At 48.3% G+C, this 11,932-nt stretch carries 6 protein-coding genes; 3 read left to right on the plus strand and 3 right to left on the minus strand.

Annotated elements, in window-relative coordinates; all coding sequences use genetic code 11:
• Positions 1-213: 213 nt before the first annotated feature.
• Positions 214-3,006 (plus strand): TonB-dependent receptor, encoded by a 2,793-nt coding sequence (locus tag B0D95_RS12900; RefSeq protein ID WP_078044269.1) that lies wholly within the window; start codon positions 214-216, stop codon positions 3,004-3,006.
• 76 nt (positions 3,007-3,082) lie between these two features.
• Here the strand turns inward: B0D95_RS12900 and B0D95_RS12905 are convergent, their stop codons facing one another.
• From B0D95_RS12905 to B0D95_RS12915, 3 genes are all read right to left on the minus strand, one after another.
• Positions 3,083-4,468, minus strand: a complete 1,386-nt coding sequence (locus tag B0D95_RS12905) for an ADP-ribosylglycohydrolase family protein (RefSeq protein ID WP_078044270.1) — start codon at positions 4,466-4,468, stop codon at positions 3,083-3,085.
• 92 nt (positions 4,469-4,560) lie between these two features.
• Positions 4,561-7,284 (minus strand): glycoside hydrolase family 16 protein, encoded by a 2,724-nt coding sequence (locus B0D95_RS12910; RefSeq protein WP_210403622.1) that lies wholly within the window; start codon positions 7,282-7,284, stop codon positions 4,561-4,563.
• A gap of 105 nt (positions 7,285-7,389) precedes the next feature.
• Positions 7,390-9,939 carry an exo 1,3/1,4-beta-D-glucan glucohydrolase gene (locus B0D95_RS12915; RefSeq protein WP_078044271.1) on the minus strand — a complete coding sequence of 850 codons (2,550 nt, stop codon included), beginning with the start codon at positions 9,937-9,939 and terminating at the stop codon, positions 7,390-7,392.
• Between the two features lie 532 nt (positions 9,940-10,471).
• Here B0D95_RS12915 and B0D95_RS12925 point away from each other — a divergent pair.
• Together B0D95_RS12925 and B0D95_RS20445 are read left to right on the plus strand one after the other, a co-directional pair.
• Entirely contained in the window at positions 10,472-11,185 is a 714-nt protein-coding gene (locus tag B0D95_RS12925; RefSeq protein ID WP_078044273.1) for a hypothetical protein, read from the plus strand.
• A 184-nt stretch (positions 11,186-11,369) separates the two neighbouring features.
• Complete coding sequence (locus B0D95_RS20445; RefSeq protein ID WP_149867912.1) at positions 11,370-11,885, plus strand: hypothetical protein; 516 nt, start codon at positions 11,370-11,372, stop codon at positions 11,883-11,885.
• Positions 11,886-11,932: the final 47 nt, after the last annotated feature.

The following is an 11,932-nucleotide window of genomic DNA, read 5'->3' on the forward strand; positions in this document are numbered from 1 at the left end:
ACATTTAGCTCACTGCAAAAAACCAATCGTTAATTACTGTTAATTTGACCTTTTGCCATAGAACCGCAATAAAAATGAAACGCACAGTGTTTACCGTGCCGTCGCGTTTCTAATTCCTGTTCAGGAAACAAAGATGGATTTTTCTCTTTTTATGAGAGCTAGAAATGGTTGACCGTTGTTTTTCTAACTGTGATAAATGAGAGGAAATCAAATATGAAAAACGGTAAAAAAATTCCGCTGCGCTCCAACAAAACCCTACTGAGCAGCGTCTTGGGGAAAATGATTGTAGGTGCCACATTAACCGCCGCTGCCACACATGGTATGGCACAGGACGCCAGCTTACTGGAAGAAGTCGTAGTAACCGGCAGCTATGCTAAAAGCCTGGAAAAAGCGATTGATATTAAACGCACTACCACCGGTTTTTCTGATTCTATCGTCGCTACCGACATTGCTGATTTCCCGGAACAAAACCTCGCGGAAGCGCTGCAACGTATGCCCGGCGTCACCATTGAACGCAATAAGGGTTTGGGCAGTAAAGTAAATGTACGCAGCCTGCCCAGCGAGTTCACCTATGTGTCTATTAATAATTTATCCACCGCATCTGGTAGCGGCGGGCGCGATGTTGAATTTGATATTTTCGCATCGGAAATTATTCAAAGCGTCACGGTAAAAAAATCGCCCACAGCAGCAGATGAAGAAGGTGGAATCGCCGGTTCTGTATTGATTTCAACGGCGCGCCCCTTTGATTATAACGAGGCAAAATTTGTAGTGTCTGCTGAAGGGGCACATAACTCTATCTCGGAAGAAATTGACCCTAAAGTATCCTTCCTTGCCAGCAATACTTTCGGTGATTTCGGCGCACTGGTTTCGGTATCGGTAGCAGAACGCACTAACAGAACCGACTCTAACTCCGGCATTAATTTCCGTCCGCTTTCACGCTGGACTGAAAAAACCGGATCATCCAAATGGCAGGCTGATCAAACCCTCGCCGTACTGGAACGCGATACCGGCATTGTGATTGATGATCGATTCGATAAAGACATCACCAATCGCATTGTATTTCATGACAAAATTGGTGATCGCGCCTACTTAAATGAGCAAGAAAAATGGGGCGCAACCGCAGCATTCCAATATCAACCAAGTGACACCTTTAGCCTGGCGTTTGATGCAATGTTGGGTGGCTACGACAATACCGAAGATGAATATGACGCAGCGGCTTACACCGCTTCCAGCATCAGTGCATTGGAAACGATTCACGACTACGACAGCACAACACTGGCCGAACACGGCATAGTGGTATTGCGCGATGTTTCCTACGCTGCCACACAACATGAATTTTTAAGCAAAGAAAATGTACATAAAACTGATTTCACCCAATACAGTTTAAATATGGATTGGGAACTGGAAGGCTGGTTTATTGAAGGCCTTGTCGGATATTCAGGTGCCGAAAAAACCTCCGACACCAGCAATTTGAAACACGTTGCCTACGCGCCCTCGCGCAGCCGTTACACCAGCACCGGTGGCGAAACTGTGGTGAGCGCAAACCCCGCTAGTTTTGATATGTATAATTCGCCGGATAAATATTTATTCGATTCCTATGAAGTCAATCTTGAAGAAATTCAGGATGACAAATACGCGGCACAACTGGATTTTATCAAGCCACTGGAATTGAACGCATTCAGCGCCCTGAATCAAGTGCAATTTGGCGCGCGCTATACCGACAAATCCAAAGAGCGCAATCGCGGCACCAATACCGTAAGAGGCCCTAAAGCAGGCGACAGCTCATGGCGTAATGTGCGTACATTGCAAGATAGCGAGCTGACGTTAATTTCGGATCTGGTTCCGGGTGGGGCCTATTTGTCGCAATCATCCAACAGCCCAACCTGGTCACAAGTTTCCAACAGCTACGCACGCAACACCTTCCGCTATGACGGTTTCAGTGTTGACTTTGCCGATAGTGAATATTATCGCGTCGATGAAGAAGTATTGAGCCTCTATGCCATGGCCGATTTCAAATTCGATGTAGCAACAATGCCTACAACAATTAATGCTGGTGTGCGCTCGGTAGATACCAGTGTTCTGTCATTTGGTTATCACCAAGTACAAAATTCCGATGGCTCTACTGGCTACACACCCACCCCCATCTCCAAAGAAGGTAATTACAGCGATGTATTGCCCAGCGTCAATATGAGCATGGAATTGCGCGACGGTTTGTTATTGCGCGCCGCCGCTTCTGAAACTTTAATTCGCCCGGCATTGGGCGACATAGCCTACAAGCGCACGGTAAGCCTCAACGATTTTAAATACCGCGATGGCAACCCTGACCTTAAACCCACTTATGCTGACCAATGGGAATTGGGCCTGGAATGGTATGTAGGTGATGGTGCACTCTTTGCCGCATCCTACTTTGAGAAAAAAATTGAAGGTGTTGTACGCGAATCGCTGACCGGTGTAGTAAAAGATGTGACCAAATACAATGCCAATGGCACTATCGATGGCGTGTATGATTTTGAAATTTATCAAAAGGTTAATGCGGAAGGGGATTACGATGTATCCGGTGTGGAATTAATTGCACAATTCCCGCTGAATATGGTGCACAAATCGCTGGATGGTTTTGGCATCAACGCCAACTTCACCATGCTCGACAATTCGCTCACCGGCGAATCGGATTTAGGTATTCCCACACCACCCGAAGGCCTCGCGGATGAAACCTATAACCTGACCTTCTATTACGAAAATGCAATATTCGATGCACGAATTTCCTATAACTACAAAGACAAGTACGTAGAATACATTTCAAGCGATATGTACCCGGTCTACCGCAAAGCTTATGGCCAAACCGATATCTCATTGGGCTACCAAGTGACTGATGCTATTAAAGTGGTACTGGAAGGAATTAATATTACCGACGAGGAAACCAGTGCTTACACTATAGATCCATCATTCCCATCCATGTACGAGTTTTCCGGTCGTCGCATTAGCTTGGGTGTAAGAGCAGATTTTTAATTGGTAAAAGCACTTATAGTAAACAGGTAAAAATAAAAAAGGATGCTCCGTGAGGGGCATCCTTTTTTATTAACACTTAATGCTTCACCGGAATTATCCACTGGTCGTTTTCCAGATCTACGCTGCCGCCCATGAGCTGTACCACAACCTTATCCACTATGGCGATACCCTTATCGGCCATATTATCGAAGGTATCTATTCCGTTGTTAGGAAAATTTTTGCGGGTGCGATGAATATTGAAGCGGTTGGAAAATGATTGATTGAATACTTTTTCGATCTGCTCCTTGCCCTGCATAAACCCTAATAAGCCACCCCAGGTAGCGGTTGGGTTGTCGGAGTCCCACCCAGTGAGCGCACCGATTTTAATCGTTTCTTTTAAATCACCTTCGCCATAAAACAAGCTGACCAAACTGGCCGCGAAATTAATGCCGGCAGCAAAACAACCATTGCAATATAAATTTCTGCCGGTGAGATCATAACCATCGCGTTGATGTTGTTGGTAACGAATATAAAGTGTATCGCGCGTTTTTTCCCAGGGCACATCGGCAAGGTACATATCCTTGACCAAATCGTACATAGCCGCTGGGTATTGCTGCGCGGGTAATTGTTGGCGCGCCTGTTCTGCCATCCACATAATTTGCGCTTTTAGCGGCAAGGTTTTATCGACAGCAGAGGCCAATGAATAAAGCGTGATGTAAAAATTGGCGATGTCGATTGCCTCTTTGTCGGCAACCGTTCGCACGGGTAAGTCACTCATCTTCAATGCAACATCCGGGCGTGCCGGTGCAAAAAAGCCAAATATTTCCGTGGTGAGCTGTGCATCAATCATATCGTAATGCGGATTTAAAGCTTTGCTTCCGGTCAAAGGCGGCAAAGTGCCCGCCTGCATTAAATCAAAGGCTTTTTGATTGGATACCCACAGAAAGTTTTCGTAATTGCCCTCAGGGTCACGACCGAATGGCGTCGGTTCCAAAGGGGAATAAATATGTTTGAGCCAACCATCGCGAATTTGCTCGGGTGTCAGCATAACCGACGGACTGTTTTTTAATAATTCCTGATAAATATATTCAATGTCGGTGTCATCGTCCGCGCCCCAGATGCCTTCTGGCCCAATAGTCACAAAATCAATAGTTGCCGACAAATCACTTGGGACACCTTGCCCCCAGATACTCGGTTGATCCGGCTTTCCCCAGTCATGACGGGTATAAAATTCGCCGGTTTTTAATTCGCCAATGTTACCGATCTTATCCATTTCCGTTACCAGTCCAGTCCAGTTGGCAATGCACTGTCCCAACCAAAAACCATAGAGTGAATCGCGATAGCTACTGCGCGACAAATAAATCACTTCACCTGACTGCTCCTTGCTCATATTTTTTTGTGAATTAGTCGTACTGCTGTGAACACTACAGCCCGATATAAAACCTTGCACCAAACATATGATCGTCACAATCAGATAACGCATAGACTTCGCTCTGTGTTGGAGTTTTAAATTGGTCTTAGCCATAAAAAAAATAAACTCCGGACCAGCCGGAGTTTATTTGCTTACCCGTTTACTTATTCAAGAACAATACGGACATTATCAAATGACACATCCATCGCAGCACCTTGCGGCTCAATAACAAACAGATTTAATAACTGCTGTGGATTGGCTTTATCGGCTTGCGACGTGTAGTGGTTGCCATTATTGATAAGATCAGCAACGCGGACACGGTACTCTTGCCAATCGGTATTAGCGCTCGGCGTGATTTCCACATCACTGACCTTGGGCCAACCACTATCCATTTTAATCAACAAATAGGCGCCCGTGTTATAACTGCTGATTTTATAATCAAATACTAACTCCGCATTTAACCAATCGCTAATGTCGCGAGCGCCAGCGGTATTGCTGAAAAACGCATTACCTTCGCCTCCGGCTGTTTTCACCACACGAAATACATTGCCGCGATCTGTTTCAGCGACGGATGATGTGCTGACCAAACCATTCGGATTGTAACTTTGAATATTCAATTCAGCATTCGGGGCATCGTCATAAATACTATAGTCCCCAGATGCGACGAAACGAATATTGTCAAACACTATGTCGATTGCACCCGTTGGTTCCATAACAAACATATTGGTAATTGCATTGAGTGCGGCAGCACCGGGACAACAGGAGTTGGAGTTGCCGTTGTCAATAAGATCGGCAATAGCAATACGGTATTCGGTCCAAACACCATCGGCTGGTAAGGGCACCTTAACATCACTCACATTTGGCCAACCGCTGTCCATTTTGATTAATAACTCGGTGTCTACCGCCTTGCTGTTCACTTTGAAATTGAATACCAACTCACCATTTGCGGACCAGTGACTCAAATCAACAGGGGCATTGACCACATTGAAAAAGACATTGCCTTGCGCGCCGGTTTTTACCACGTTAAATACTTTGCCGTGATCAACTTCATCGACTTCTGATGCCGTAATCTGCCCTGCAGGATTAAAGGATTGCACTTGTAAACCAGCAGCCAAGCTATTGTCATACAGTGTAAATGATGGCAATGAAGCAAACTCATCGACACCACTGCTGGCACTGCCCTCAATGCGAATGTTGTCAAAGGACACATCCATCGCATCGGTTGGATCAACGACAAAGGTGTTGACGATGGAGGCCAGTATTGCCTTGCCCGGCTCAATAGAATTGCCATCTGCAATCAAATCCGCCAGGGTGATGCGGAACTCTTTCCATTCACCATTGTTTGCTACCGGTACCACCACATCGCTCACTTTCGGCCAACCACTGTCAATTTTTACCAACAGATTAGCGCCGCTGGCTTTGCTGTTGACTTTGACATCGAATATTAATTCGCTGTCAGTAGACCAGTTACGCATGTCGGTTGGATCGCCCGCCACCTTGAAATAAACATTTCCAGTGGTGCCGGTTTTGACTATGTTGAGCACCTTACCGCGCCCGGCTTCATCCACTTCCGAGTAGCTGATTTGACCCGCAGCAGTCGTGTAGGAATCAAAACGTAAACCGGCTGCCAATTCATCGTCATACATTACAAACAATGGTGGACCGGGTAACTCTACGGCGCCGATGATGGGACGCTCGTTACCTTCGACAAGCGTGGCATCTTCGCCAATAGTGGCACAGCCCTTACCGTCTGCTGGCGATACACTGCATTGATACACACGCACATAATCCACTTGCAGGGTTTGTGGGAAGACCGATTCATCAACGCCTTTGTTGTTGACGTTACCTGCCCAATTACCACCAACAGCAAGGTTCATCAATAAATGGAACTGGGAAAAACGATCAAAGGGAGCTCCTAAGGGTGCATCAGTTAAAACGCCATCCACCTTATACTGGCCGTACCAGCCAGTGTCACGTTGGGTGGCAAAGTGGACACCATCAACATACCAACGAATTTCTCCCTCTTCCCATTCAACAGCGTATTCATGGAAATCATCCGCAGGGTTGGCATTGTTCGGCAATAAATACGCAGCACCAGATTGGACATTGTCCGGCCAGTTACGACCATAATGCAAAGTACCATGCACTGCGGCTTCCGGCGCACCACCATCAGTAACCGTTTTTAAATTGACCGCTTCCATAATGTCAATTTCACCGCTGGATGCCCAGGTGCCGTAAGGCGAATCAGTCGGCAGCATCCATATAGCAGGCCAGGTTCCCTGACCAAAGGGCAGTTTTGCGCGAATTTCAAAACGCCCGAAGGTCCACTCTTGGATATTTTTGGTGCGCAACCGCGCAGAGGTATAAGGCAAGGTCTTGGTGCTGGAACCATCGCCCTCGGGTGAATCAGGGCCAGTAAAATCTTCGCGTTTCGCGACGATATTTAACACACCATCCGCGACAAATGAGTTATCCGGGCGATTGGTGTAACACTGCTGCTCATTATTACCGCCACCCCAGCAATTTTGCTCATAGCTCCATTTACTGGTATCGATGCTAGTGCCATCGAACTCATCGCTCCACACCAGTTCCCAACCATTGCTACTCGCTGCAGATGAGCTTGCAGGCGCTGACGAACTGGCAGGTGTCGAACTGCTGGATTCGGTAACACTGCTAGAGGACTCCACCACTGCGCTGGTATCGCTGCTGGAGGCATCTGCTGAACTACTGCTGGACGATTCCACAACAGCACTCGTCGCCACACTGGACGATGAGCTGGCAGGCTTGCTGCCACCGCTGGAACCGCCACAACCAATCAGGCTCACCAGTGCCAGCGTCAGAGACGCTTGCACGAGTGGCCGGGCGAGCATTTTTTGATGAATTTTCATTTTCTACCTCGTTGTTATTGTTAGGTTTTATTATCTATAGCGCTGGATCAAACTCTGTTTTAACCGGTACTGCGCGCGTCTACAGCACCGGCAGGGACACTCGGGTTATTCGGGGCACGCGGGTGCTTTGGCATTTTTATCGATGCGCAGGTTGTACAGACTCATATCCAATGTGCCGCTGGTGCTCAGCGTGAAAGGAGTCAGTACCATGTCCAGCTTCACGCGTTTTTGCGCAAAGCACTCAAGGGCGATGGTGATGGACGTCCACTCACCCGGTGCTGCCGCGTTCAGGGATGGGGTCAGCGCAATATCACCGCCACAATCACTGCCGCAGAACATGCCGAGGCGAACATCGGCGCTGGGTTTGCTATCCACTTTCACATCGAATACCAAGGCTCCACCGGCATAGGCACTCAGGTCGTTGCGCTCGGTAGCTACAAAACTCACACTGGCATTGGCTGAACCGTCCCACTGCAAGCGGCGCGCATCTTCCTGCACCTTGTAGTCAAGAGAGGAAACCGTCACAGCGCCCAAGGTGCCGCTACTGGTAGTCACCGGAGCCATGTTGTTGAGGTGATCCAACAACACCAATTGCCAGGGATTCATAACCCGCTGATTGAAAATGGGCAGACTGTCGGGTGTGGCGCTCGCGGCAAGTTGACCAGCGGTTTCATCCAGCAGTGCGGTTTCGGTTTTATCGCCATAGCGCAGGCCAAAACCATAGGGGAATTGAGGCTGATAATCCGCATCGCCAACGTTGAGTGGAGTTTGGGTTGGGGACGATGGCCAGGAGAAGGGCAAGGTGCCTTTCAGGTCAATGTTCACCGAGCCATCGGCTTTTGCGAGTACCACATCGGCCACGCCCACGCCTTCAGAACCCGGAAGCCACACCACGGCAAAGGCATCGGAGGCATTGATAAACTCATTCGTCCACAGCGGACGACCGGTGATAAACAGCGAAACCACCTTGATGCCATCGGCTTTTAATTTTTTCAGCAGCGCCAGATTGGTTGAGTCTTTGTAAGCCAGTTGATTCACATCGCCCTGCATTTCCGCGTAAGGGTCTTCACCGAATACCACAAATGCTACGTCGGGTTTTTGCTGATAGGAACCATCCACACTCAGCGCAACCGAGCCACCCGCGGCGGTCACTGCATCAGCAATACCTTTATAGATAGAAGAGCCACCGGGGAAGTCCGCGTTGGTATTGCCTGTGCCCTGCCAGGTAATACTCCAGCCACCGGATTGTTTGCCAATATCGTCGGCACCATCGCCCGCCACCAAAATCTTAGCGCTGGGCTTAACCGGCAATACTTGCTGATTATTTTTCAGTAACACGATGGATTCACGCACCGCCTGACGGGCAATAGCGCGATGCTCAGGCGCACCTATCACTTCGCGCTTGCCGGCCAATTCACGGCTGGATGGCACACCTTTTTCAAACAAACCCGCACGCAACTTCACACGCAGAATACGCGCAACGGCGTCGTCCAATCGCGCCATGGAAATTTCGCCGCTTTTCACTTGCGCCAGGGTGTTGTGATACAACTCCTTCCAGTTGGCATCGGGCGCCATAAAAATATCCAGCCCGGCATTGATCGCCTCCGCACAACTTACCGGCGTGCAACCAGAGACAAACGCGTGACCATTCCAATCGCCAACCACAAAACCATCAAACCCCATAGTGTGTTTGAGCTGATCGGTCAGCAGATATTTGTGTCCGTGCAATTTCACATCCTGCCAACTATTGAACGACGCCATCACCGTTTGCGCGCCTGCTGCCAGTGCCGTTTCATAACCTGCATTGTGGATACGCACCAACTCTTCTTCGCTGATCGCTGCGTTACCGCGATCCACACCACCCAAGGTGCCGCCATCGGCTAAAAAGTGTTTTGCCGTTGCAACCACATGGCGCTCACTCAAAAAGCCATCGCCTGCGGCGCCCTGCAAACCTTTTACCATCACACCGCCATAGGCTCTGACGACAGCCGGATCTTCAGAATAGGATTCATAAGTGCGCCCCCAACGGTCATCGCGCACCACAGCAAGCGTCGGCGCAAAACTCCAATCAATCCCTGTCACCGCAATTTCAGCAGCGGTAGCGGCACCGATTTGCTGAATCAATTCCGGGTTACGCGCAGCCCCCAAACCAATATTGTGCGGGAACAGCGTCGCACCAATAATGTTGTTGTGACCATGAACCGCATCGGTTCCCCACATCACAGGGATAGCAATACGCCCACCTTCAGTGCTCATGGATGCCGTATAAAATGCATCCGCCAAGGCCAACCAATCCTCCACCGTCGCGTGCTTATTTTCATCAGGAAAAGAACCGCCGCCATTTAACACAGCGCCAACGGAATATTGCGTGACATCCTGTGGGGTCACATGGCGCAATTCGGGCTGAATCAACTGTCCCACTTTCTGTTCCAGCGACAACTGACTCAATAATTCGGTAATTTTTGCTTCGATTGCCGGGTCTTTTTTCACTGCGCTCTCAATGCGCGGCCACAGGGATTTCTCAGGAGACAACTGCGCCTCAACATTGCTTGCAGCCGCACTCGTTTCATGTGAAGGCTTTTCACAACCACTCAAAGCGACCAGAACCGCAAGGCTGCAAGCAACCGCCGTCAGCGGTTTATAGAAATTGGACATAGATGACCTCTCTGAAAAATCAATATTCTTGTAGTTATTACCACCGCTGATGGATGGCATGCTCAACAGTGTCGATAACGAAAAAAGCCCCCGTTTTCTGCAAGACTGGAGAATGCGGGGGCTAAGCAAGGAGAGTTAACAGGCGCAGGAATGAAGCATCACCCACCACACCGGTTAACACCCAAGGGGACCTGACATCACCCAGGGGTTCATAGCCAATGAGAAAACCATCAGCAAAACATTTACGAGGCTCAACCACGGGCACATCGCTCATGCTTACGGGATGAAGAGTGGCAGCTAAGAAAAAAACTGTCGTCCCACTTTCGCGTTGAGCGGAACGTGGTGCAAAAACAAACAATAGTGGGGCGTTCGCCTGCACACTCTTTTTTTGCACACTATTTACTCGCACTATCCCATCTTCATCGCACGTCAAAAGTGGGACAGCCACCACAGGAAAAGATCGTTAAGCTGTATTTCGCTTGGGAAAGTAAACAACACCCAGTAATCGCACTGATACAAGGAAATGCAGATCATGACGCGCCCCTACACACTGGCTTTATTGGCCGTAATCGCCCTTGTTGTTGGCATTCAGGTTATTCAATGGCCGGATTCCAAACCCCGCACAACAATTGCCACCTCACCTCAGGCGCTGCCAATCCATACCCTTGAGCAGCCCAGTGAAATCGCACAATTACAGCAACACATCCAACAACTCGAAACTGAAAACCTGCAGCTTAAGCAGCAAGTACGCAGGCTCTTATCCATGCAGCCCACGCCAGATGCAACTACCGCCAGCAATGCCACCAAGAGCACACAGCTAGCGCAACTGGAAAGCCTGGAAATGGAAAAACAACAGCGCAAAGCCAGGGACGTTATTAATTGGGTTATGCAATCCCAACATGCCGATAGCAACTTTGATTTAAATAATGCGCTGCTACGCCGTTTTGAACAGGAACACAGGGACCCCACTTGGGCCGAACAACAAGAAGGCTATTACCGACAACTTTTTAGTGAACGAACAGATCTGCAAGGTATTGCATTGCGCGATGCCCAATGCCGCAGCACCCAATGTGAAATCACTATTGGTATTGTCAACGTCGAACAGTCAGACCAATTTTTTCAAACAATCAGCAGCGCATTGGCGGCCAATGGTCAACCAGTCGCCATTATGATCGCGGCCGATGCGCGAAGTGGCACAAGTAAATTATATATAAGCAACAGCGAAAACAGCTTTGATTTCAACTAGGCATGCAGCCTTAAAAATCATTAAAGCTCTCGCGACTTTTTCATTGAAAAAGTCCAATAGCGGGCTTGGTAATAAATAAAGAAGGACGCTTTATTAAACAGGTGATGTGACGATCATCGCCGTGAACACCGGCAGGAGCCAGTGATTTCACACGAACTATAAATTTAAATAAATTGGAGCTTTTATGAAATTTTCTAAGGCATTAGCAGGTTTTAGTTTCTTGGTTTTAGGCTGTGTAGCAATCAATGCAAGCGCCCAAACACCAGCATGCACCTGGAGCGGTATTAGTGGAAATAGCCATGGCAACTACTCCTATGTAACATTCGGTTGTAAAACCAGTAGCAATGTTACTGTAGCAACACGTGTAGATACGCTTCTCTCCGGCCAAGTTCAAAGCTGTGGAGCTGTCAGTATTTCTGCCGGATACCAGAATACTAATATCAAACAAGGCTCCACTTACCCATCATTATGTAATGACATTATCATTGCATCGGGCACTCCACCGAGCTCATCAAGCACATCAAGCTCCTCATCAGCTTCAAATCAGTGCAACACTGGCTATTCTCAAGTTTTCCAAACTGGACCGGGTGTAATTCCAGCATTCAATCCGAGCTCTTGTGGCCCACAACCGCAATGCAAACATAGCGTAACGCCACTGGATCAACACTCTTATCCACGATTAAAATATACTTGTCTTTAATCAAGACACTGCCTCTCTGATGAGAGGCAGTTAAGCAATTCACAAGC

It is taken from the genome of Cellvibrio sp. PSBB023 (genome assembly GCF_002007605.1).
Taxonomy (GTDB): Bacteria; Pseudomonadota; Gammaproteobacteria; order Pseudomonadales; family Cellvibrionaceae; genus Cellvibrio.

Excerpts from the sequence above, each read along its gene's own strand:
- B0D95_RS12900 (WP_078044269.1), top strand. The coding sequence starts at position 214 with ATGAAAAACGGTAAAAAAATTCCGCTGCGCTCCAACAAAACCCTACTG.
- B0D95_RS12905 (WP_078044270.1), bottom strand. The coding sequence starts at position 4,468 with ATGCGTTATCTGATTGTGACGATCATATGTTTGGTGCAAGGTTTTATA.
- B0D95_RS20445 (WP_149867912.1), top strand. The coding sequence starts at position 11,370 with ATGAAATTTTCTAAGGCATTAGCAGGTTTTAGTTTCTTGGTTTTAGGC.
- B0D95_RS12915 (WP_078044271.1), bottom strand. The coding sequence starts at position 9,939 with ATGTCCAATTTCTATAAACCGCTGACGGCGGTTGCTTGCAGCCTTGCG.
- B0D95_RS12925 (WP_078044273.1), top strand. The coding sequence starts at position 10,472 with ATGACGCGCCCCTACACACTGGCTTTATTGGCCGTAATCGCCCTTGTT.
- B0D95_RS12910 (WP_210403622.1), bottom strand. The coding sequence starts at position 7,284 with ATGAAAATTCATCAAAAAATGCTCGCCCGGCCACTCGTGCAAGCGTCT.